General features: G+C 73.9%; 22 protein-coding genes. 10 read left to right on the forward strand and 12 right to left on the reverse strand.

Annotated elements, in window-relative coordinates; genetic code table 11:
* Position 1 precedes the first annotated feature (1 nt).
* Positions 2–634, forward strand: coding sequence for a hypothetical protein (locus tag ACFVVU_RS11010; protein WP_387789335.1), 633 nt, complete (start codon positions 2–4; stop codon positions 632–634).
* Between the two features lie 44 nt (positions 635–678).
* Positions 679–1116: a GNAT family N-acetyltransferase gene (locus ACFVVU_RS11015; protein WP_380681629.1), complete on the forward strand. Its 438-nt coding sequence runs from the start codon at positions 679–681 to the stop codon at positions 1114–1116.
* Between the two features lie 19 nt (positions 1117–1135).
* On the opposite strand, the gene ACFVVU_RS11020 is transcribed toward ACFVVU_RS11015, so the two are convergent.
* The 5 genes from ACFVVU_RS11020 to ACFVVU_RS11040 all read right to left on the reverse strand — a co-directional run bounded on the left by ACFVVU_RS11020 (position 1136) and on the right by ACFVVU_RS11040 (position 6923).
* Complete coding sequence (locus ACFVVU_RS11020; RefSeq protein ID WP_387789337.1) at positions 1136–2239, reverse strand: LLM class flavin-dependent oxidoreductase; 1104 nt, start codon at positions 2237–2239, stop codon at positions 1136–1138.
* Between the two features lie 373 nt (positions 2240–2612).
* Positions 2613–3635: a glutamine synthetase GlnII gene (glnII, locus tag ACFVVU_RS11025; RefSeq protein ID WP_380681633.1), complete on the reverse strand. Its 1023-nt coding sequence runs from the start codon at positions 3633–3635 to the stop codon at positions 2613–2615.
* A gap of 193 nt (positions 3636–3828) precedes the next feature.
* The gene (locus ACFVVU_RS11030) at positions 3829–4920 is read right to left on the reverse strand and encodes an LAETG motif-containing sortase-dependent surface protein (protein WP_387789339.1); all 1092 of its coding nucleotides are present in this window, start codon (positions 4918–4920) and stop codon (positions 3829–3831) included.
* Between the two features lie 147 nt (positions 4921–5067).
* Positions 5068–5745 (reverse strand): uracil-DNA glycosylase, encoded by a 678-nt coding sequence (locus tag ACFVVU_RS11035; protein WP_380681637.1) that lies wholly within the window; start codon positions 5743–5745, stop codon positions 5068–5070.
* Positions 5746–5819: 74 nt separating this feature from the next.
* Complete coding sequence (locus ACFVVU_RS11040) at positions 5820–6923, reverse strand: amidohydrolase family protein (RefSeq protein ID WP_387789341.1); 1104 nt, start codon at positions 6921–6923, stop codon at positions 5820–5822.
* Positions 6924–7028: 105 nt separating this feature from the next.
* On the opposite strand from ACFVVU_RS11040, the gene ACFVVU_RS11045 reads away from it, so the two are divergent.
* Positions 7029–8123, forward strand: a complete 1095-nt coding sequence (locus ACFVVU_RS11045; RefSeq protein WP_380681641.1) for a pyridoxal-phosphate-dependent aminotransferase family protein — start codon at positions 7029–7031, stop codon at positions 8121–8123.
* Positions 8124–8204: 81 nt separating this feature from the next.
* Here the strand turns inward: ACFVVU_RS11045 and ACFVVU_RS11050 are convergent, their stop codons facing one another.
* Positions 8205–8837, reverse strand: a complete 633-nt coding sequence (locus tag ACFVVU_RS11050; protein ID WP_387789343.1) for a hypothetical protein — start codon at positions 8835–8837, stop codon at positions 8205–8207.
* A gap of 205 nt (positions 8838–9042) precedes the next feature.
* Between ACFVVU_RS11050 and ACFVVU_RS11055 the strand changes: the two genes are divergently transcribed.
* Positions 9043–10629, forward strand: coding sequence for a phosphonate degradation HD-domain oxygenase (locus ACFVVU_RS11055; protein WP_380681645.1), 1587 nt, complete (start codon positions 9043–9045; stop codon positions 10627–10629).
* A 52-nt stretch (positions 10630–10681) separates the two neighbouring features.
* On the opposite strand, the gene ACFVVU_RS11060 is transcribed toward ACFVVU_RS11055, so the two are convergent.
* On the reverse strand, positions 10682–11512 hold the full coding sequence (locus ACFVVU_RS11060; protein WP_387789345.1) for a GntR family transcriptional regulator: 831 nt from the start codon (positions 11510–11512) through the stop codon (positions 10682–10684).
* 344 nt (positions 11513–11856) lie between these two features.
* Between ACFVVU_RS11060 and ACFVVU_RS11065 the strand changes: the two genes are divergently transcribed.
* From ACFVVU_RS11065 to ACFVVU_RS11090, 6 genes are read left to right on the forward strand one after another with little or no spacing between them, the layout of a single operon-like run.
* Entirely contained in the window at positions 11857–13026 is a 1170-nt protein-coding gene (locus tag ACFVVU_RS11065) for an ABC transporter substrate-binding protein (RefSeq protein ID WP_380681649.1), read from the forward strand.
* Positions 13027–13072: 46 nt separating this feature from the next.
* Positions 13073–14044, forward strand: coding sequence for an ABC transporter permease (locus ACFVVU_RS11070; protein ID WP_380681651.1), 972 nt, complete (start codon positions 13073–13075; stop codon positions 14042–14044).
* Positions 14032–14883 (forward strand): ABC transporter permease, encoded by an 852-nt coding sequence (locus ACFVVU_RS11075; protein WP_380681653.1) that lies wholly within the window; start codon positions 14032–14034, stop codon positions 14881–14883. Before ACFVVU_RS11070 ends, ACFVVU_RS11075 begins: the two co-directional genes overlap by 13 nt.
* 19 nt (positions 14884–14902) lie before the next feature.
* Positions 14903–15988, forward strand: a complete 1086-nt coding sequence (locus tag ACFVVU_RS11080; RefSeq protein ID WP_380681655.1) for an ABC transporter ATP-binding protein — start codon at positions 14903–14905, stop codon at positions 15986–15988.
* Between the two features lie 48 nt (positions 15989–16036).
* Positions 16037–16711 (forward strand): HAD family hydrolase, encoded by a 675-nt coding sequence (locus tag ACFVVU_RS11085; RefSeq protein ID WP_380681657.1) that lies wholly within the window; start codon positions 16037–16039, stop codon positions 16709–16711.
* Between the two features lie 6 nt (positions 16712–16717).
* Positions 16718–17038, forward strand: coding sequence for a DMT family transporter (locus ACFVVU_RS11090; protein WP_387789349.1), 321 nt, complete (start codon positions 16718–16720; stop codon positions 17036–17038).
* Between the two features lie 78 nt (positions 17039–17116).
* Here ACFVVU_RS11090 and ACFVVU_RS11095 read toward each other — a convergent pair whose 3' ends face one another.
* The 5 genes from ACFVVU_RS11095 to ACFVVU_RS11115 all read right to left on the reverse strand — a co-directional run bounded on the left by ACFVVU_RS11095 (position 17117) and on the right by ACFVVU_RS11115 (position 22191).
* Positions 17117–17866 carry an SDR family oxidoreductase gene (locus tag ACFVVU_RS11095; protein ID WP_387789351.1) on the reverse strand — a complete coding sequence of 250 codons (750 nt, stop codon included), beginning with the start codon at positions 17864–17866 and terminating at the stop codon, positions 17117–17119.
* Between the two features lie 64 nt (positions 17867–17930).
* Positions 17931–18950 (reverse strand): HEAT repeat domain-containing protein, encoded by a 1020-nt coding sequence (locus tag ACFVVU_RS11100; protein ID WP_387789353.1) that lies wholly within the window; start codon positions 18948–18950, stop codon positions 17931–17933.
* Between the two features lie 4 nt (positions 18951–18954).
* Complete coding sequence (locus ACFVVU_RS11105; protein ID WP_387789354.1) at positions 18955–19626, reverse strand: HEAT repeat domain-containing protein; 672 nt, start codon at positions 19624–19626, stop codon at positions 18955–18957.
* A 48-nt stretch (positions 19627–19674) separates the two neighbouring features.
* Entirely contained in the window at positions 19675–20634 is a 960-nt protein-coding gene (locus ACFVVU_RS11110) for a formylglycine-generating enzyme family protein (RefSeq protein ID WP_387789356.1), read from the reverse strand.
* Positions 20635–20742: 108 nt separating this feature from the next.
* On the reverse strand, positions 20743–22191 hold the full coding sequence (locus ACFVVU_RS11115; protein WP_387789358.1) for a sulfatase: 1449 nt from the start codon (positions 22189–22191) through the stop codon (positions 20743–20745).
* Between the last annotated feature and the right edge of the window lie 359 nt (positions 22192–22550).

Below are 22550 nucleotides of genomic sequence, written 5' to 3' on the forward strand. Positions count from 1 at the left end.
CATGCGCTCGCACCGACTCGCTCTCACCGCCCTCGCCGTCGCGGCGCTCGCCGTCACCGCCACCGCGTGCGGGCCGGAGAACAGCGACGCCGCCGGGCCCGCGTCGAGCCCGGCCGCGACCACCGCGCCCTCCACTCCCTCCGCGCCCGCGACCACCGCCGCGAAGCCGTCCGGGACCGCGAAGCCCTCCGGAGCCGCCAAGCCCTCCGCCTCCGCGTCCGCCCCCGGCCAGGCCGCCGGCACCTGCGGCGCCAAGGACCTGGTGCTCACCGCCAAGGCCGAGTCCCAGGCCGGCGGCTACGTCCTGATCGCCGCCAAGGCCAGGCCCGGGGTGACCTGCACGCTCCCGCCCCGGCCCCCCGTCATCGCCTTCGGCTCGGGCGGCATCGAGGCGTCCAAGGCCGAGCAGGGCGTCAGCCGGCCGATCAGGCTCAGCGGCTCGGACACCGCCTACGCGGGCGTCATGACGAAGACCACCAAGGACAACCAGGCGGTCCAGTTCACCGACATCATCGTGGGCATCGGCAGCCCGGACCCCGACCCGGTCAGCCTGCCGATCGGCCCGACCAACGTCGACAGGCCGATCGTCACCAACTGGCACGACCTGCCGGAGAACGCCGTGCCCGTCCACTGAGAAATCCGCTGGTCGCGCGGCCGGATCCCTGCTTGGATCCGGCCATGACCAGTGACACCGGACTGCCGGACGGCTACGAGATCTCCACCGACCCCGCGCGCCTCGACGCCGGTCTGATCCACCGGTGGCTGTCCGAGGACGCCTACTGGGCGATCGGCCGCAGCCGCGAGAAGCAGGACCGGGCGATCGCCGACTCGCTCAACTTCGGCCTCTACGAGCAGGCCTCGGGCGCCCAGGTCGGCTACGCGCGGGTGGTCACCGACCGCGCCACCTTCGCCTGGCTGTGCGACGTCTACGTCGCCCCGGCCGCCCGCGGCCGCGGCCTCGGCACCGCCCTGGCCGCCGCCGTCCGCGACGGGCTCGCCGAGCACGGCCTGCGCCGCGTCCTGCTCGCCACCGCGGACGCCCACGGGGTCTACGCGAAGGTCGGCTTCGAGGCCATGGCCAAGCCCGAGAAGTGGATGGTGCTGGGCGAGCAGTAGGCGCCGGCCGGCCCGGGCCCTACTGCCCCGGCCGGCTCCACAGGCCCCGGGCGGCCAGCACCGGCAGCACGCCCTCGCCGAACCAGTACGCCTCCTCCAGGTGCGGCATCCCGCTGAGCACGAACTCGTCGATGCCCAGCTCGTGGTACTCGGTGACGAGGTCGGCCACCTCCCGGTGGCTGCCCACCAGCGCCGTCCCGGCCCCGCCGCGCAGCAGCCCGATGCCCGCCCACAGCCCGGGGTAGATCTCCAGCCGCTCCGCCGAGCCCCCGTGCAGCGCGATCATCCGGCGCTGCCCCACCGACTCGCTGCGGGCCAGCGCCCGCTGGGTCTCCCGGACGCGCTGCGGGTCCATCGCCGCCAGCAGCCGCTCGGTCTCCGCCCACGCCTGCGCCGAGGTGTCCCGGGTGATCACGTGCAGCCGGATCCCGAACCGCACCGTCCGCCCCTGCCGCTCGGCGAGTTCACGGATCCAGGCGATCTTCTCCCGCACCTGCGCGGGCGGCTCGCCCCAGGTGAGGTACACGTCCGCGTACCGGGCGGCGACCTCGCCCGCCGCCGGCGACGACCCGCCGAAGTACACCGGCGGCACCGGATCCGGCAGCCGGTTCAACTCGGCCCGCTCGACCCGCAGATGGACACCGTCGTGGTCGACGCTCTCCCCCGTCCAGAGCCGCCGCACGACCGACAGGAACTCCCCGGTGCGGGCGTAGCGCGCGTCCTTGTCCAGGAAGTCCCCGTACGCGCGCTGCTCCGCCGACTCCCCGCCGGTCACCACGTTCAGCAACAGCCGCCCGCCGGAGTGCCGTTGGTACGTCGCCGCCATCTGCGCCGCCAGCGTCGGCGCGATCTGCCCGGGCCGGAACGCCACCAGGTACTTGAGCCGCTCGGTCACCTGGGTGAGCATCGCCGTCGTCAGCCAGGCGTCCTCGCACCACGCCCCGGTCGGCGTCAGCGCCCCCTCGAACCCCAACTGCTCGGCGCTGCGGGCGATCTGCCCCAGATACCCGAGGGACGGCGGCCGGTCACCGCCGGCGCCACCGGGCGTCGACCCGTGCCCGCCGCCGACGACGTGCCGGCTGTCACCGTTGGTGGGCAGGAACCAGTGGAACGTCAGGGTCATGAACACACACTCCGCTGCCGGAAGAGCCGTCTGAAAGGACCAACACCGGGACGCTCACCGGCGACAGGCAGCCGCCCACACTCTCCCCAGGTCCACGTGCAACCGACGCACGAGCCCCCCGGACACCCCAGCAGCAGAAACGTTCACACCCGCCATTCTCCGCCCGGCCCCACCCCTCGATCAAGAGAGCCGACAGACCCCACCCCTGTCAGCGAACGCGGGCAACGGATCGTCACACCGACCGGCCGGGGGGAACGGGTGTCCGAGCACCGCGCACCCACCGACCAGGACGGGCCGTGACGGCCGCAGGGCCTCCCCGGTGAGGTGGGGAGGCCCTGCGGACGTGCGGGGTGGTGCTGCCGGCGGACCGGGATCAGACCAGGCCGGCCTTCTCCAGGGCGGCGCAGCAGGTGTTGATCAGCAGGCGGGTGACGACGTAGGGGTCGACGTTGGCGTTCGGGCGGCGGTCCTCGATGTAGCCCTTCTGCTCCACCTCGACCTGCCACGGGATGCGGACCGACGCGCCGCGGTTGGAGACGCCGTAGGAGTAGACGTTCCACGGGGCGGTCTCGTGCTTGCCGGTCAGGCGGGACTCGATGTCGGCGCCGTACTGGGTGACGTGCTCCAGGACCTTCTCCTGGGAGGTGCCGAGCGACTCGCAGGCGGTGATGATCGCGTCGTAGTTCTCGCGCATCGCCTTGGTGGAGAAGTTGGTGTGCGCGCCGGCGCCGTTCCAGTCGCCGCGGACCGGCTTCGGGTCGAGGGTGGCGTCGATGCCGAACTCCTCGGCGGTGCGGTAGAGCAGGTAGCGGGCGATCCACATGTCGTCGGAGACGGTCAGGGCGTCGACCGGGCCGATCTGGAACTCCCACTGGCCGGGCATGACCTCGGCGTTGATGCCGCAGATGGCCAGGCCGGCGTCCATGCAGCGGTCGAGGTGCAGCTCGACGATCTCGCGGCCGAAGACCTCCTCGGCGCCGACGCCGCAGTAGTAGCCGCCCTGCGGGGCCGGGTAGCCGCCCTCGGGGAAGCCGAGCGGGCGGGAGCCCTTGAAGAAGGTGTACTCCTGCTCGATGCCGAAGATCGACTCCTGCGCCTCGTACTGCTCGGCGACGGTGCGCAGCAGGGCGCGGGTGTTGGACTCGTGCGGGGTGCCGTCGGTCTCGTGGACCTCGCAGAGGACGAGGATGTGGTCGCCACCGCGGATCGGGTCCGGGGTGACGCGCACCGGCGTCAGCACCCGGTCCGAGGCGTGACCCTCGGCCTGGCTGGTGGAGGAACCGTCGAAGCCCCAGGTGGGGATCTTGTCCGCGTTCGGCAGGACACGAGTCTTGGAGCGGAGCTTGGCGGTCGGCTTGGTGCCGTCGATCCAGATGTACTCGGCCTTGATTGCCACGGCGGTGTACCTCGCAAACTGAGTGGTGGGTGCCCGCGTAGCGTTGCAAGCCGCCGTTTCCCGGTTGTTCCTCTTGTGTAACGCGCATGTGAACCAACCGTCCGCATTGGCACGGTCACGGTGCGGGAGTGCCGCGGGTGGCACTCCCGCATCCATGGGGTCCGGGGACGGGCTCCGGGGCGGGCCCCCGGGGTCAGTGCCGGCGGGCGTGGGCCGGGGCGGCGGCCCGGCGGCGGCGGGTGGCCCAGAGGGCGCAGCCGCCTCCGGCCACCAGGGCGGCGGCCCCGGCGGCCAGCCGGCCGGTGGCGTCGTTGCCGCCGGTGGAGGCGAGGCTGTCGGGCGCGGCGGGGTTGGCGGAGCCGGAGGCGGCGGGGGCCGCGGTCCGGCGGGCGGTGGCGGAGGACGAGGCGGAGACAGGGGCAGGGGCGGCGGTGGCGGTGGCGGACGGGGTGGTGTCCGCGACCGGCTGCGCGGCCGGGGTCTGCGTGACGGCGGTCGCGGGGGTGGCCGACGCGGTGGCGGTGGCCGTCGGGGCGGCCGGGACGGGCTTCTCGCAGCTCACCGAGGCGACCTTGACGGTGCCGGTGACCTTGGCGACGTTGAGGTTGAGCGGGTCCACCGCCACCTGGACCTCCAGGGCGGAGGCGGCGGCCGTCGTCGAGGTGGTGGTCCTCTTGGAGAACTCCACCGACACGCTTCCGACCAGCGGCACGTCCACCTTGGTCGGCCCGTACAGACTGACCGTGACCGGCTTGCCGAGGACGGTGAGCCCGACGGGTGCGACCACGTCGGCGGTGGGCTGCCCGTCGACGGGACAGGTGGCGGTGGCGCTGAGCGCCTTCAGGCCGAGCAGGGTGGTCCCGGGCAGGCCGGGGGCGTGCACGTCGGCGTCGGCGAGCGTGACGGAGGCGGTGGCGCCCTTGGCGTCGACCTTGGTCACCGACTTGCCGACCTCGGCCTTCACCAGGGTGACCGGGCCGGTCTGGTCGACGCCGTCGACCATGGCGGTGAGGACGGTGCCCTCGCGCTGCGCCGGGGACTCGACCTTGTTGAGCGAGACGCCCACCGGGACGTTCACGGCGTTGCTCAACAGCCGGACGTCCAGGTCGAGTTCGGCGGTCACGGCGCGCGCCCTGCCCGGCGCGGAGGCCGGAACGGAGGTCGACGCGGAGGCCGACGCGGACGGCGAGGGCTCGACGGCCCCGGCCGGCGGCACGGTGAGAACGGTGAGAGCGGTGCAGGCCAGCACGGCGGCGGCTGCGGAAACGATTCGTCGAGAAGACATGGTGGTACCCCCCACGGCTGAATGGATGAGCCGCCAGTCTTCTCAAACGATCCGTCACATGAGCCACACAGAGCGTCATTTCACCCGTTGGGGTGAAGTTGACGCTCCGCGCTGACCCGCGTCTGCTACGGCGGAGCGCCCGGCCGCCTACGGCAGGCGCCAGTCCACCGGCTGCGCCCCCTGCCGCACCAGCAGCTCGTTGGCCCGGCTGAACGGGCGCGAGCCGAAGAAGCCCCCGCTCGCCGAGTACGGGCTCGGGTGCGCCGACTCGATCGCCGGGATCTCGCCCAGCAGCGGCCGCAGATTGCGCGCGTCACGGCCCCAGAGGATCGCCACCAGCGGACCGCCGCGCGCCGCCAGGGCACGGATCGCCTGCTCGGTGACCTCCTCCCAGCCCTTGCCGCGGTGCGCGGCCGGCTTGCGCGGGGCGGTGGTCAGGGCGCGGTTCAGCAGCAGCACGCCCTGCTGCGTCCACGGCGTGAGGTCACCGTTGGACGGCTGCGGCAGGCCGAGGTCGCTGCCGTACTCCTGGAAGATGTTGATCAGACTGGCCGGGATCGGCCGGACCTCGGCCCCCACCGAGAAGCTCAGGCCGACGGCGTGGCCGGGGGTCGGGTAGGGATCCTGGCCGACGATCAGCACCCGCACCTCGGCGAACGGCTGCTGGAAGGCGCGCAGCACGTTCGGGCCGGAGGGCAGATAGGTGCGGCCGGCGGCCAGTTCTGCGCGGAGGAAGTCGCCCATCGCGGCGACCCGCCCGGCCACCGGCTCCAGCGCGGTGGCCCACCCGGGCTCGACGATCTCGTTCAGTGGACGCGGTGCCATGGGCGTAACCCTATCGGCCTACACCGACCGCCCGTTCACCGAGATGATCACACCGCGGCGCCTCGAACCGCGGCTCACGCCACCGGGCGCCCGCGCAGCACCACCAGCCGCGGATCGGCCAGCACCCGGACGTCGGCGCGCGGGTCGTGCGCGTACACCACGAAGTCGGCCGGCGCGCTCTCCTCCAGGCCGGGGCGCCCCAGCCAGGCGCGCGCGCCCCAGGTGGCCGCCGACAGCGCCTCGGCGGGGGTGAGCCCGGCCTTCACCAGCTCGGCGACCTCCTCCGCGACCAGTCCGTGGGCCAGCGAGCCGCCCGCGTCCGTCCCGACGTAGACGGGGATGCCCGCGTCGTGCGCGGCGCCGACCGTGTCGTAGCGGCGCTCGTGCAGCCGGCGCAGGTGGGCGGCCCAGGCCGGGAACTTGCCCTCGCCGCCGGCCGCCAGCTGCGGGAAGGTGGCGATGTTGACCAGGGTCGGCACGATCGCGACCCCGCGCTCGGCGAAGGCCGGGATCAACTCCTCGGTCAGGCCGGTGGCGTGCTCGACGCAGTCGATGCCGGCGGCCAGCAGGTCCGGCAGCGACTCGGCGGCGAAGCAGTGCGCGGTGACCCGCGCGCCCTCCTCGTGCGCCGCCGCGATCGCCTCGGCGAGCGCGTCGCCCGGCCAGCAGGCGGCGAGGTCGCCGCGGTCGCGGTCGATCCAGTCGCCGACCAGCTTGACCCAGCCGTCGCCCCGCCGGGCCTCGGCGCGCACGTAGGCGGCGAGGTCGCCGGGCTCGATCTCGTGCGCGTAGTTGCGGATGTAGCGGCGGGTGCGGGCGATGTGCCGGCCGGCCCGGACGATCCGGGGCAGGTCCTCGCGGTCGTCGATCCAGCGGGTGTCGGCGGCGGACCCGGCGTCGCGGATCAGCAGGGTGCCGGCGTCGCGGTCGGTGAGCGCCTGCTTCTCGCTGGTCGCGGCGTCGACGGCGCCGTGCGCGTCCAGGCCGACGTGGCAGTGCGCGTCCACCAGGCCGGGCAGCACCCAGCCCCGGACCGTCCGGACGTCCGGGCCGGCGGCGCCCACGGCGGCCGGACGGGAGAAGGTCACCCGGCCGTCCACCACCCAGAGTTCGTCCCGGACGTCCTCCGGACCGACCAGCACCCGACCCCGGACGTGCAGCACCGCGCCATCGCTCATGGCCGCACTCTACCGACGGCGTCGTTCCCTGTAAGCAGCGAAGATGGGGCAGACTCGTTCCCGGCCACCCGCCGCTCCCTCCCTCGCACCCCCTCGAAAGGCCCAGTGACCGTGAGCCCCTTCCTCGACCTGCCCCCGCTCACCGCCGCCGACTTCGCGGCGATCGAGGACCAGGTCGCCGCGCTGCTGCACACCACCGCCGACGTGATCGTCACCCAGGGCGAGGCGCTGCTGCCGCTGGAGGCCGCCATCCGCGGCGCCGCGCACCCGGGCTCGACCGCGCTCAACATCGTCACCGGCCCGTACGGCCAGACCTTCGGCAACTGGCTGCGCGACTGCGGCGCGAAGGTCGTCGACCTCGCCGTGCCGTTCGACAGCGCGGTGACCGCCGAGCGCGTCGCCGCGGCCCTGGCGGCCGAGCCGGCCATCGACTTCGTCTCGCTGGTGCACGCCGAGGCCGCCACCGGCAACACCAACCCGGTCGCCGAGATCGGCGCCGTGGTGCGCGAGCACGGCGCGCTGCTGATGGTGGACGCGGTCGCCTCGGTGGCCGCCGAGCCGCTGCTGACCGACGCCTGGGGCGTCGACCTGTGCGTGATCGGCGGGCAGAAGGCGATGGGCGGACCGGCCGGCGTCTCGGCCGTCTCGGTCTCCGAGCGGGCCTGGCAGCGGATCGCCGCCAACCCGGCCGCCCCGCGCCGTTCCTACCTCTCGCTGCTGGACTGGAAGGAGCGCTGGACGGACGCCGGTCGCACCGTCCTGCCGCACGCGCCCGCGCAGCTGGAGATGCTCGCGCTCGGCGCCTGCCTGGACCGGATCGCGGCGGACGGCCTGCCCGCCGTCATCGCCCGCCACCGGGCGGCCGCGGCCGCCACCCGCGCGGGCGTCCGGGCACTCGGCACGCTCAGCCCGTTCGTCCCGGAGGACGCGCACGCCGCGCCGGTCGCCACCACCCTGCGCACCCCGGCCGGCCTGGACGCCACCGCCCTCGCCGCCGAGCTGCGCCGGCTCGACGCCTCGCTGCCGGTCCAGGCCGGCGGCGGCGTGCTGGCCGCCGAGATGCTGCGGGTCAACCACTACGGCACCGCCGCCGCCCTCGGCACCGTTCGCGCCACCCTCACCGCCCTCGCCACCGCGACCGGCGCCGACGCCGCCCCCGCCCTCACCGCGGCCGAGCAGGCCTGGCACGCGACCGTCTGAGGCCGCTCAACGGCCGCCCGACCCGCCCCGTCCGCCGCAGCGGGCGGGGCGGTCCGCCGTCCGGCCCGGCGCGGGCCCGCCCTACGCCGGCACCTCGGCGAGGCGGCGGAACTCCCGGGCGCGCCCGGCCAGCACGTCGGGATCGACGGTCGCGCCGTCGAGGACCTCCGAGAAGCCGGCCCACATGCTGCCGTCCGCCCAGGTGCAGACCGACAGTTCGCCGTCCTCGAACCCGGCCAGGCCGCACTTCATCACGCCGCCGCGCTCGCCCGGGTCGACGTCGTGCAGGTCGGTGTAGGTGTAGCCGCTCGCGCGCTGCGCGGCGATCGCGTCGTCGAGCTGCGAGGCGGGCAGGAAGATGTGCGTCTCCGCGACGGTCACGAAGACCAGCCGCTCGCCGTCCGGGCTGCGGTAGCTGGTGGTCGAGACGCCGGAGCCGCCGCCGATCCGCCAGGACTGCTTGTCGCGGGTGCCGTCGGAGGCCTTCGGCAGACCCTGGAACTGCTCCGGCGGCCGGTAGTCGTAGGCGCCGAGGGCGGCGAAGTTGTCGGCGAAGGCCACCCCGAAGGCGGTGCAGCCGAGGACCGCGGCGGCGGCGAGGCCGATCCGGAGCCGGCGGCGGGAGGGGCGCACCGGGTGCGCCTCGGCGGACGGTTCGACGGGCGCCTCGGCGACCGGGGGCGCGTCGGCCGGCGGTTGATCATGTTCGAGCATCGGCACATCCGAGCAGGTCAGGTCCCGCTCGACAAGGGGTGCCGGGCGTTCGGCCCGGCACTGTTCCCGAATCGTTCACTCCCCCGGCACCCACGGCTCACCGTCCCCCGGCAGGCTCCAGCGCGACGGAGAAGTTGGCTATACAACTTCGATCACCTTCGATCAACTTCGACCCCCACGCCCCCGGGCCGCCGAGGAGAAGACCATGACCACCACCGAGCCGTCGCCGTACTGGCTGCGCGACAACTGCCCCTGCGCCGAGTGCCGCGACCCGCGCAGCGGGCAGAAGCTGTTCCAGATCACCGACCTGCCGGACGGCCTCACGATCGCCGCCCGGGCCGAGCTGGACGGGCACCTGGAGGTGCTCTGGTCCGACGGGCACCGCTCGCGCCACCCCCTCGCCTGGCTGGCCCGGGAGGCCGACGGCGACGGGCGGACGGAGGCCGACAAGCGGCTCTGGGAGGCCGCGGACTTCGCCGCCGGCATCCCCGAGGCCCAGTGGTCGGCCTACCTGGCCGACCCGGCCGAGCAGGCGGCCGTGCTGGCCGCCGTCCGCCGCTCCGGCTTCGCCGTGCTGCGCGGGGTGCCGGTGCGCGAGCGGCAGGTGCTGGCGGTCGCGGAGAGCTTCGGCCACGTGCGGGTCACCAACTACGGCGAACTGTTCGACGTCCGGGTCGAGCCGGACCCGAACAACCTGGCGTTCACCAGCGCCGCGATCACCCCGCACACCGACAACCCGTACCGCGACCCGGTGCCGACCCTGCAACTGCTGCACTGCCTGGAGAACTCGGCGACCGGCGGCGACTCCGGCCTGGTGGACGGCTTCCGGGCCGCCGCGCTGCTGCGCGCGGAGGCGCCGGAGCACTTCGCGGTGCTGACCCGCACCCTCGTGCCGTTCGTCTTCCGCGACCGCGCCGCCGAACTGCGCGCCGACCGGCCGCTGATCGACGTGGACCCGCTGGGCCGGATCCGCGAGGTGCGATTCAACAACCGCTCGATCGCCACCCTGCGCGGCTCGGCGGCGGAGCTGGACGCGTTCTACGCCGCGTACCGCGCCTTCGCCGCGATCACCCTGCGCCCGGAGCTGCAGCTGGAGTTCCGGCTCGACCCGGGCGACTGCCTGGTCTTCGACAACACCCGGCTGATGCACGCCCGCACCGCCTTCGCGCAGGACGGCCGCCGCCACCTCCAGGGCTGCTACGCGGACCTGGACTCGCTGGCCTCCACCCTGGCCGTGCTGCACCGCCGTTCGGCCGCGCTGGACGAGCTGGCCGCGCTGTTCGCGGGCGAGGGCGCCGGGGAGTACCTGGGCGAGGCGGTCACCATGGCCGAGCACATGCTGCAGGCCGGCGCGCTGGCCGAGGCCGCCGGGGCGGCCCCGCAGCTGGTCGCCGCGGCCCTGCTGCACGACATCGGCCACTTCCACGGGGTCCTGCACGGACGGGACCTGATGCAGGGTCAGGACAACCGGCACAGCGACACCGGAGCCGACTGGCTGGCCCGCTGGTTCGGCCCGGAGGTCACCGAGCCGGTCCGGCTGCACGTGGCGGCCAAGCGCTACCTGTGCGCCGTCGAGCCGGACTACCGGGCGAAGCTGTCCGAGGCCTCCGAGTACACCCTCCAGGTGCAGGGCGGCCCGATGTCCGAGCAGGAGGCCGCCGACTTCGCCGCCCACCCGGGCGCCGAGGACGCGGTGGCGGTGCGCCGCTGGGACGAGCTGGCCAAGGAGGCGGGGGCGGTCACGCCGGACTTCGCCCACTTCCGGCTGCTGCTGGCCTCGTTGATGCGCTGACGATCCGCCGCCGAAAGGGCGGCCCGCGAGCCGGGCCGCCCCGCCGCAGGCCTCAGTCCATCTCCCGGGCGTGCCGCGAAAGCGCCGAGGTGGCCAGCGAGTTGTGCACGCTGAACGCCACCGTGCCGGGCAGGTAGCGGTCCTGGGACCACTCCACCGGCGTCCCGGTCGGGTCCGTCGTCCGGCGCCGCTCGCGCAGCAGCGGGCCGCCGCGCCGGCAGCCGAGCAGCCGGGCGTCGTCCCCGTTGGCGGCGACGATGTCGATCGTGTGGTCGGCGTCGGTGAACAGGATCCCGTGCTCGCGCAGGACTTCGGTGTGCGAGACGACGTCCGGCGGCAGCTCGGCGACGATCTCGCCGACCCGCGGCGGGTAGACGGTCCGCTCGACCATCACCGGCGTGCCGGAGAGCGTGCGCAGCCGGACCATGACGTAGACCTCGTCGCCCGGTTCGAGGCGCAGCTGCTCGCGCTCGGCGGCGTCGGCGGGGCGGCGCACCATCGAGTCGAGTATGCCGCCGGGCTCCTCGCCCATCGAGTACGCCCAGCGCGTGAAGCTGAGCAGTTCGGAGAAGCTCTGCACCCGGGCCGTACCGAGCACCACCCGGCGGGTGCCCCGGCGCGAGGTGACCAGGCCGTCCGAGCGCAGCACCGCGAGTGCCTGGCGGACGGTTCCGCGGGAGACCCCGTACTGCTCGGCGAGCGCGCCCTCGGCCGGCAGCCGTCCGGCCTCGCCGAACGCGCCGGTGGTGATCGCCTCGCGCAGGTCGGCGGCGACCTTGCGGTAGAGCGAACCGGTCCCGCGCTCGGCTGCGGAAGCGCCCCCGGATGCGCCGGCCGGCGCATCCGCCGAACCGGCTTCCGGGCGCCCCGACTCCAGTGCCACGTCAGTCAATGTCCCTCCTGGGCGGTGTCCTGCGCAGCCCTTCCGGCGCCGGACAGCCCGACCTTATCCCGCTGCGCTCCCGAAGCATCGCATTCGCCGAATGCTCCGCCGCCGACCTGATTCGACCGTTCCCGCAGCCGACCCCGGGGCTGGGCCATCCGTTCACCTTCCCGTCACCGGGCTCCGGCGTACTTACCCACGTCAGCGAAGTTGGCTAGTCAACTCGGACGACGTCGATCGGCCGCTCACCCCGGCCGACCCGCCGCCCTTCGCGAGACGCCGGCACGCGGAACCCCCCGCGGACGCCCCCTCGCAGTACGCCCCCTCAACAGGAGAACTTCCCCGTGACCGTGCACCGCGCCCGCGCCGCCGCCTTCGCGGCCGTACTGACCGCCGCCGCGCTCTCCCTCACCGCCTGCGGCTCCGCCGGGTCGAGCGCCAAGGCCGGCGACGCCGCCAAGGCCGGCACCAAGGACGCCAAGGAGGCCACCTCCGCCGCCGACTTCGGCGGCATGGACGGCCTGGTCGCCGCCGCCAAGAAGGAGGGCAAGCTGCACGTCATCACGCTGCCCCGGGACTGGGCGAACTACGGCAAGATCATCGACTCGTTCAAGGCCAAGTACGGCATCGAGGTCGAGGAGGAGAACCCGGACGGCTCCAGCCAGGACGAGATCAACGCGATCAACTCCCGCAAGGGCCAGGACCGCGCCCCCGACGTGGTCGACCTGGGCAGCGCCTTCGCCCTGCAGGCGGTCAAGGACGGCATCCTCGCCCCCTACAAGGTGGCCACCTTCGGCAAGGTGCCGGACACCATGAAGGACGCCAACGGCGCCGCCGTCAACGACTACGGCGGCTACGTCTCGATCGGCTGCGACGCCAAGAAGATCGCCAACTGCCCGAAGACCTTCGCCGACCTGCTCAAGCCCGAGTACAAGGGCCAGGTCGCCCTCAACGGCAACCCGACCAAGTCCGGCTCGGCCTTCGGCGGCGTCTACGCGGCCGCGCTCGCCAACGGCGGTTCGCTGGACAACATCCAGCCCGGCATCGACTTCTTCGGCAAGCTGAAGCAGTCCGGCAACTTCAACCCGGTCGAGTCGACCCCGGCCACCATCGAGAAGGGCGAGACCCCGATCTCGATCGACTGGTCCTACCTGAACGCCGGCTACACCGACGAGTTCAAGGGCAAGGGCATCGACTGGCAGGTCTCCATCCCGGTCGACGGCTCCTACGCCCAGTTCTACAACCAGGCGATCAACAAGTGGGCCCCGCACCCGGCGGCCGCCCGCCTGTGGCAGGAGTACCTGTTCAGCGCCGAGGGCCAGAACCTCTTCCTCGGCGGCTACGCCACCCCGTCCACCTTCGAGGCGCTGAAGAAGGACGGCACCCTGGACGCCACCGCCGCCGCCAAGCTGCCGGCCGTCGAGAAGCCGTTCACCACCTTCCCGACCGTGGACCAGATCAACGCGGCCAAGAAGGTCGTCACCGAGAACTGGACCAAGGCCATCGCGGGCTGACGCCCCACCGGCCGCGTACCACCCATCGGGCTGAGAAAAGGCACTCATGACCACGGCTCCCACCCCGGTGCCGACCACCCCCGCCGCCACCGTCCCCGGTGGCGGCGCGGGGGCGTCCGCCACCGCCACCGCCACGACCACCACCCCCACCCCCCGGCGACGCCCGCCGGCCCGCCTGCGCGGCGCCTCCTGGCTCGCCACCGTCCCGCTGCTGCTGTTCTTCCTGATCGGCTTCGGACTGCCCACCGTCGCCATCGTGATCGGCGCGTTCACCGCCTCCAGCGACGCGGAGAACGGTGCCGGGCAGTTCACCTTCGACAACCTGACGGCCTCCGTCCAGGGCGGCTACCTGACCGCCATGCTGAGCAGCCTCAAGCTCTCCGCGCTGACCGCGCTGCTCGCCACCGTGATCGGCCTGCCGCTCGCCCAGGCGGTCGTCACCTCCCGGCACGGCTGGCTGCGCCAGGCGGTGCTCACCGCCTCCGGCGTGCTCGCCAACTTCGGCGGCCTGCCGCTGGCCTTCGCGTTCGTCGCTACCCTCGGCAACGCCGGTGAGATCACCAAGCTGCTGCACCTCACCGACCACGGCTGGTCGCTGTACTCGTTCACCGGCCTGACCGTCGTCTACCTGTACTTCCTCATCCCGCTGATGGTGCTCACCATCACCCCGGCCCTGGACGGCCTGCGCGCCCAGTGGCGCGAGGCGGCACAGAACAACCGCGCCACCACCGTGCAGTACTGGCGCCACGTGGCCCTGCCGATCCTGCTGCCCTCCCTGCTCGGCGGCTTCGTGCTGCTGTTCGGCAGCGCCTTCGCCGCCTACGCCACCGCCGCCGCCATGGTCGGCGCGACCGTCCCGCTGGTCAGCCGCTCGATCGCGGACGCGCTCTCCGGCAACGTGCTGGTTGGCCAGGGCAACCTCGCCCTCGCCCTCAGCCTCAACATGATCGTCGTGGCCGTCCTGGTGATGGCCGTGTACCTCCCCCTCCAGCGCCGGAGCGCCCGATGGCTCAGCTGACCACCTCCGCCCCCGCTCCCGCCCGGCGCCGCCCCGTGCGCTGGTGGCGCGGCGCCGTGCTGCTGCTCGCCGGCGTGTACTTTGTCGTCCCGCTCGCGGCCTCCTTCTGGTTCTCCATCGACGACCCGCAGGGCATCTCCTTCGAGGCCTACACCGGGCTGCTCTCCGCCCCCGGCTTCCTGGACAGCCTCTGGCTGACCCTCGGCCTCGCCGTCGTCACCGTCCTGGTGCTGCTGGTGCTGCTCGTCCCGGCGCTGATCGCCGTCCGGCTCGGCGCGCCCAAGCTGCGCCCGGTCATCGACGTGCTCTGCACCCTGCCGCTGGTCGTCCCGCCGGTCGCGCTGACCGCCGGCCTGATCGGCGTGCTCCGCTGGGGCCCGGACTACCTGATGGACACGCCGTTCTTCCAGACCTTCGTGTTCATCCAGGACCCGGACTTCCCGCTGGTGCTGGTCATCGCCTACGTGCTGATGGCCCTGCCGCTCGCCTACCGCGCCCTGGACGCCGGCCTGCGCTCGGTCGACGTGCGCACCCTCGTCGAGGCCGCCCGCAACTGCGGCGCGAGCTGGCCGCGCGCGGTGTTCACCGTCGTCCTGCCCAACCTGCGCGGGGCCCTGCTGAACGCCTCCTTCCTCACCCTGGCCCTGGTGCTCGGCGAGTTCACCGCCGCCTCGATCCTCGGCTTCCAGCCCTTCCCGGTCTGGATCTACTCGGTCGGCAACAGCCAGGCCCACATGTCGGTCGCGGTCTCCATCCTGAGCCTGCTGCTCACCTGGCTGCTGCTGCTCCTGCTGGCCACCGTCGGCCGCGAGCGCCGCCACAAGCCCGCCACCTCCTGAACCCCCGGAGTCACCCATCATGACCACGGCCACCGCCCCCGTCACCGGCGTCCCCCTCGCCCCCGGCAGCGCGACCGTCGAGTTCCGCTCGCTGCGCCGCGCGTTCGGCGCCACCACCGCGCTGGACGGCCTCGACCTCACCGTCCACCCCGGCGAGCTGCTCGCCCTGCTCGGCCCCTCCGGCTGCGGCAAGACCACCGCGCTGCGCATCCTGGCCGGCTTCGAGCAGCACGACTCGGGTCAGGTCCTGGTCGACGGCACCGACATCACCGCGATCCCCGCCCACAAGCGCGACGCGGGCATGGTGTTCCAGTCGTACAGCCTCTTCCCGCACCTGACCGCCGCCGACAACGTCGCCTTCGGCCTGCGGATGCGCGGCACCGGCAAGGCCGAGCGCCTCAAGCGCGCCCAGGAGCTGCTGGAGCTGGTCGGCCTGCCGCAGCACGCCGGCCGCTACCCGCACCAGATGTCCGGCGGCCAGCAGCAGCGCATCGCGCTCGCCCGCGCGCTCGCCCTGCAGCCGCGGGTGCTGCTGCTCGACGAGCCGCTGTCCGCGCTGGACGCCAAGGTGCGGCTGTCGCTGCGCGAGGAGATCCGCCGCCTCCAGCAGGAGCTGGGGATCACCACCCTGTTCGTCACCCACGACCAGGAGGAGGCGCTGTCGATGGCCGACCGGGTCGCCGTCCTGCGCGCCGGCCGCCTGGAGCAGTGCGCCACCCCCTCCGAGCTGTACGCCCGCCCGGCCACCGCGTTCGTCGCGGAGTTCGTCGGCACCATGAGCCGCATCCCCTGCGAGCGCTCCGGCGAGGGCGTCGAGGTCCTCGGCCGCCGCCATGCCGTGGACGGCACCCTGCCCGCCGACGGCGAGCTGCACGTGCTGGTCCGCCCGGAGAACGTCCTGCCGGCCCCCGACGAGCACGGGCCCGCCCTGGTGGTCTCCGCGTCCTTCCTGGGCGCCGTCACCCGCCTCACCGTGCGCCTGAACGACGGCACCGAGGTCAAGGCCGACCTGCCCACCGAGGCCGCCGCCGCGCTGCCGATCGGCTCGCGCGCCGCGCTGACCCTGCCGGAGCGGCCGGTGCTGGTCGACCGTCGTACGGTCTGACCGACGACCGACCGTTGCTCCTTCTCGTGAACCCTCGAAGGTACCGCCATGCCTGACACTCCCCCACCCGCCGCCGTCCTCTTCGACATGGACGGCACCCTCGTCGACACCGAGCAGCTCTGGTGGCAGGCCGCCGCCGAACTCGCCGACGAACTGCACCACTCGCTCACCGCCGCCGACGCCCCCGAGGTCCTCGGCCAGGCCATCGAGCACACCGCCGCCCACCTCCACCGGGTCAGCGGCACCTCGTTGAGCGAGTCCGAACTCGCCACCCGCCTCGGCGACTCCTTCGCCGGCAAGGTCGCGGCCGAGACCGTCCCCCGCCCCGGCGCCCTCGCCCTGCTCGCCTCGCTCCGGGACGCCCGGGTGCCCACCGCGCTGGTCTCCGCCTCCCCGCGGCGGGTCGTCGACATGGTGCTGGGCTCCATCGGCCGCGACTGGTTCGCCGTCACCCTGGCCGCCGAGGACACCCCGCGCACCAAGCCCGCCCCGGACCCCTACCTGGCCGCCGCCTCGCTGCTCGGCCTGGACCCGGCCACCTGCGTGGCCGTCGAGGACACCCCGACCGGCGTCGCCTCCGCCACCGCCGCCGGCTGCGCCGTCCTCGCCGTCCCCTCCAGCGACGTCCCGATCCCGGACGGCTCCCGGGTCACCCTGCTGGACAGCCTGGAGCACGCGGACCTGGCCCTGCTCGGGAAGCTCACCGCCGCGCCCGGGGTTTGAGCCCCCATGCCTTACGTACTCCTCACCCTCGCCATCCTCAGCGAGGTCTGCGCCACCAGCTGCCTCAAACTGACCGAGGGCTTCAGCAGGTTCTGGCCGAGCGTGGGCGTGGCCATCGGCTACGTCCTCTCCTTCGCCCTGCTGGGCCGCGCCCTGAAGCACATCCCGGTGTCCGTGGCCTACGCCGTCTGGTCCGGCGCCGGAACGGCGGCCGTGGCCGGCATAGGCGTCGTCGCCTTCGGCGAGTCCCTGGGACGCCTCCAATGGCTCGGCATAGCCCTGGTCATCGTCGGAGTCGTCGTCCTCAACCTGAAGAGCAGCCACTGACACCGCACGGACCCCGTACACACCGCGTACGGGGTCCGTTCCGCTGCTCCGTGCCGATCACGGCGGCCGTCGGCGGTGTCAGGCGCGGGGGCCGAGGAAGAGGCCGCCGGTGGCGTCGATGATCTGGCCGGTGATCCAGCGGGCGGCGTCGGAGGCCAGGAAGGCGACGATGTCGGCGATGTCCTCCGGGGTGCCCAGGCGGCCGAGGGCGGTCGCCCGGGTGATGGAGTCGGTCAGGCCCGGGGCTTCGAAGACCGGGGCGTTGGCCGGGGTGCGGGTGGCGCCGGGGGCCACGGCGTTGACGGTGATGGCGCGGGTGCCGAGGTCGTTGGCCAGGGTGCGGGTCATCGTCTCGATCGCGCCCTTGGTCATCGCGAAGGAGGTCTGGGCGGGGTTGGCCATCCGGGTCGCCACGGAGGAGATCGTGATGACGCGGCCGCCGTCGCGGAGCAGCGGCAGGGCGCGCTGGACGGTGAAGTAGGGGGCCCGGACGTTGACCGCGAAGAGGTGGTCGAACTCCTCCCGGGTCGTGACGCCGAGCGGGCCGGCGGGTGGGGCGGCCGCGTTGTTGACGAGGACGTCGAGCGGGCGGCCGGCCAGTGCCCTCCCCACTCCGGCGAAGAGCGTGTCGACGTCGTCGTCCGTGCCCAGCTCCGCGCGCACGGCGTAGGCGGTTCCGCCTGCGCCCTCGATCGCCTCCACCGTCGCCGCCGCGCCGGCCTCGTCGGTGCCGTAGTGCACGATGACCGCCGCCCCGCCGGCGGCCAGGCGGGTCGCGATCACCTGGCCGATTCCGCGCGACGCCCCGGTGACCAGAGCCGTCCTCATCCCCACCACCCCATCCCGGTCGTGACTGCCGTTCAGGCAGGCGTACCACAGGCCGGGACAGCCCTCAACGCCCCGCGCCCGGCGGGGAGTCGCGCCACTGGAGGCCGTAGGCGGCGGTGAGGGCGACGGCGCGGTCCTCGTCGCGGGACAGGGCGATGAGCGCGCGGGTGGCGGTCGGGCCCGGGATGTCCACGAGGGCCTGGGTCAGACGGCGGCGGGCGGGCGGTTCCGGGGCGGGTGGGCCGAGACGGTCGGTGAGGGCGGTGGCGATCCGCTCGGCGGACGCCCGGTCGGCCGCCAGGGCGCCCAGGGCGTCGGCGGCTTCGGCGTCCTTCGTCCCCTCGACGACCAGGTCGACGAGCCGCGGGACCGCGTCGGCCGACCCCCGCGCGCCGAGGACCAGCGCGGCCTGGCCGCGGACCACCGGATCGGGGTGGCCGAGGGCCTCCCGCAGCGATGCGGTGGCCGCGGCGTCCGGCAGTTCGGCGAGCGAGCGGACGGCGCGTTCGCGCACCTCCGCCGAGGGCGAGTCGAGACCCCGGGCCAGCAGCGCCGACGCCTCCCCGCCCGCCTGTGCCAGCGCCCAGCGCAGGGCCCCGGCGACGTTCGGGTCCGATTCGCCGAGCACGGCCTCGACCAGCGCCTCCACCGGCGCCGGTGCGTCCTCGGCGGCGGACAGTGCCGCGCGGTGGCGCGTCCTGGCGCTCGCCGACCCCAGTGCCTGGAGCAGCGCGACGGTCCGCAGGACATCCTCCCAGCCCGCCGGTTCGGCGGCGCCGATCCGGCGCAGCCGCGTCAGCAGCTCGGTCTCCGCCGCGATGCGCTCCCGGGTCTCGCGGATCAGGTCGTCGACGAGTGCGGCGGGCGCGAAGCCGGGGTCGTCGAGCGCCCGCCCGACGTCGCGCAGCGACAGCCCCAGCGACCGCAGGCTCTCGATGTGGAAGATCCGTCGGACGTCCTCGTCCGCGTACTCCCGGTAGCCGGCGTCGGTGCGCCCCGTCGGCCGCACCAGGCCGAGCGCCTCGTAGTGCCGGAGCATCCGGGCGCTGACCCCGGACCGTCGCGCGACCTCACCGATCAGCACCGGTCTACCCGCCCTCCCCGCCGGCCCCGCCCAGGGCCACGACGCGCTTCGCCTCCTCGATCGCGAGCTCGAAGCCGGCGTCCGGATCGCGCCACAGCCGCTCCGTGGCGAGCGCGTGGGCCCGCACCCGGGGGTCGGGAGCCGCGGCGGCGGCGTCCAGGGCCGGCCGCATCACCTCGCCGAGCGCGATCAGCGCCCGGCTGAGGCTCAGCTGTGTCTCGCGCTCGCCGCGACCGAGTTGTTTCGCCAACTCTACGGCCAGGCCGGGCCGCTCACACTTGGGCGCGAGGACGACCGCAGCCCGCCAGGCGGTCCGGGCCACCTCGTCGTCGGCGTCGGCGAGCAGCGCCGGTGTGATCCCCGGCCAGGCCCGCCGGTCCCCGATCTTGGACAGCGTGTGCAACGCCTGGCTCCGTGCCTGGGCGCGGTCCGAGCGGAGTTCGTCGACCAGCGGCGGAACCGTCGCCGACGGCTCGTGGCGGGTGAGCGCCCAGGTCAGCATCTCCCGTACGGAGAACTCGGGCTCGGCCGCGCAGCGCTCGACGAGCTTTCCGACGAACCCCGGGGCCGGCGCGGTGCCGACCGCCAGCGCGGCCTGCAGCCGGACCGACGCGTCGGGATGCGCCAGCGCCCGGAACGCCCGCGTCGTGGTCGTCTCCTCCTGCGGCAAGGTCATCAGTGCCACCTCCTGGTCCGCAGTCAAGACCTTGCCACCGTGTCAAGGTCAAGCGGCGGCGTCCGCCGCCACCCGGAACCCGATGTTCCCGGCCGAGCTGTCCGGCGTGTTGGAGCTGCGCGCCGCCACCCGGTAGCGGTAGCAGTAGGAGGCGTGGCACATGTGGGAGCCGCCGCGCATCACCCGTGCCTCACCGTCCGGCGGGCCGATCGGGTCACGGCTCGGGCCGGTGCGGTGGAAGTCCACGCTGAACCGGTCCGCGCACCACTCCCAGACGTTGCCGACGGTGTTGTACAGGCCGAAGCCGTTCGGCCGGAAGGCGGTCACCGGGGCGGTCCCCCGGTGACCGTCGGCCGCCGTGTTCCGGGTGGGGAAGACGCCCTGCCAGGTGTTGCACATGTACCGGCCGCCCGGGGTGAGTTCGTCGCCCCACGGGTAGCGCGCCTGCTCCAGGCCGCCCCGGGCGGCGTACTCCCACTCGGCCTCGGTCGGCAGCCGGGTGCCCGACCAGGCGCAGTACGCCTGCGCGTCGTGCCACGAGACGTGCACCACGGGGTGGTTCTGGCGGGTGGTGACGGAGGAGCCCGGCCCCTCGGGCGCGCGCCAGCTCGCCCCGGCGACCGCCCGCCACCACGGCACGGCGGCGACCTGCGGGGAGGTGGTGGCCAGCCGTTCCGGCAGGAAGCCCTCGAAGACGTAGGAGAAGCCGAAGGTCTCGGCCTCGGTGCGGTGGCCGGTGGCCTTGACGAAGGTCGCGAAGGCCGCGTTGGTCACCGTGGTCGGCGCGATCCGGAACGGGCTCAGCTCGACGGCGCGGACCGGCCCTTCGCCGTCCTCCGGGTAGCCCTCCCGGTCGTCGGTGCCCATCAGGAACCGCCCGCCGGGCAGGCCGGTGAGCTGCCGCGCCACCCGTGAGACGGCTCCGGGGGCGGCAAGGGTGAGGGCGACGGGCGCGGCGGCCCCGTCGCCGTCGCGGCCGGGGGCGCAGCAGGGCTTGGTGGTGGACACGGTGGTTCCTCGTTCTGATCGGGGGTCGGGGGTCCGGGGGTGGCGGCCGGCCACCACCCCCGGACCATCAGGGGGAAGGGGAAGGGGAAGGGGAAGGGCCCGGGGGGGTCAGGCGGCCCGGTCGGCGGCCAGCTGCGCCGCCAACGCCGGCACGCCGAGCGCCTGTTCCTGCTGCGGTGTGGCCTGGTACAGCAGGTTGCTCAGCTGGTAGGGGTCGGCCGCAAGATCGTAGTACTCGCGGAACTTCACCTCACCCGTGCCGGACACCGTGCCGTTCGCGTCGGTGTGCAGCGCGTAGTACTCGGTGTACTGCTTGTCGGCGGCCACGTACGAGGACCAGGTGGGCGGGCCGCCCGCCGCCGTGCCCTGCTTCCACCACTCCACCAGCAGGTGGTCCCGGTCGGCGGCGGTGAGCAGCGAGTGGCCGTCCTGCGGGGTGTCGGGCGTGATGCCGACGGCGTCGAGGATGGTCGGGGCGACGTCGATGTTGGCGACGATCCGGTGGTCGGTGGTGCCCGCACCGAGGCCGCCGGCCGGCCAGGAGAGGTAGAACGGCACCTCGTGCGCCGGGGAGTAGGGCACGGACTTCTTGAGCCAGCCGTGGTCGGCCCAGGTGTAGCCGTTGTCGCCGAGGTAGATCACCAGGGTGTTGTCCAGCTGGCCGAGCGCGACCAGCTTGTCGTGGATCGCCTGCACGGCGTCGTCGACGGAGAGCAGGGTGCGCAGCTGGCGGGTGCGCACCGCCTGGGCGTCGGCGAGGGTGGCGGTGGCGTTCTGGATGTAGCCGGGCTTGTCGCTGCGGTCGTCCTCGGGCACCGAGGGGCGCCCGTTCCACGGCGGGACGACGGTGTCCGCGTACTTGGGGGCCGGCACGTTGGGCTCGTGCGAGGCGTACGGGGTGACGTAGGCGAACCAGGGGCGGGTGTCGGTGGCGGCCTTGTCGAGGAAGGCCAGGGTGCGGTTCTTGATGATGTTGGTGGTGTAGCCGGTGAGGGTCTGGACGTCGCCGTCGATGTTCCAGGTGGCGTTGTTGTAGGCCGGCTGGAGCAGCGCCCACTCCTCGAAGTGCGGCGGGTTGTCCGCCACCGCCCAGGAGTTGAGGTACTTGCCGAACAGTCCGGTGCGGTAGCCGGCCTGCCGGAGGTAGCGCTGGACGGTGGTGTGCTGGTCGAGGCTGTGCGAGGCGCCGTTGTTGCGCACGCCGTGGTTGTGGGCGTAGCGGCCGGAGAACACCGAGGACCGCGAGGGCGCGCAGAGCGGCGTGGTGACGTGGCCGTGGGTGAAGCGGACGCCGTGGCCGGGGATCCAGTCCACGATCTGCGGGGTGGCCCACTCGGTGTGCTTGGGCTGGTCGTCGGTGACGATCAGCAGGATGTTGGGCCGGGTGGCACCGGCCCCGGCAGCGGCCTCGGCCGCCGCGGCGGCGGGACGCGCCGCCGCGAGCTGGAGCGCCGCCGGGGCGGCGGCGGTGGCGGCCGCGGCCGCGGCGCCGGCGAGGAAGCCGCGCCGGCCGACCCGGGGCGAACCGTTCGTTTCCGAATCGCCGATCTCGCTCATGAATTCCCTCCATGCTTTTCGGTGATTCCGGACTCGGCGGCCCCAGGGAAATATCGGGGGGCGGCACCGGAATCATTCACGGGGAAGCGGTCCACCGGCCCGCACGACGGTCGCGCCCGCCTCCCGGACGGCGTGCACGGGCGCGCGGTCCGACCGGGGATCCGCGGCGAAGGAATCGGGGCACCTCATCGACCTGCACGAACGGTGCGGGGACGAGCCACCCCGGGAAGGCCCGGCGTCCTGCGGCGGCCCCGTCCACCCGTCCGGGGTCCGCCGCCGGTTCACGCCGGAGCGGCCGTACAGAGGGCGCTCGCGAGCCGTCCGAAATCGACGTGCCGGCGAGCAGCCAGGAACTCTCC

Origin of the sequence: Kitasatospora sp. NPDC057965, from assembly GCF_042887135.1 — a bacterium.
Classification (GTDB): domain Bacteria; phylum Actinomycetota; class Actinomycetes; order Streptomycetales; family Streptomycetaceae; genus Kitasatospora.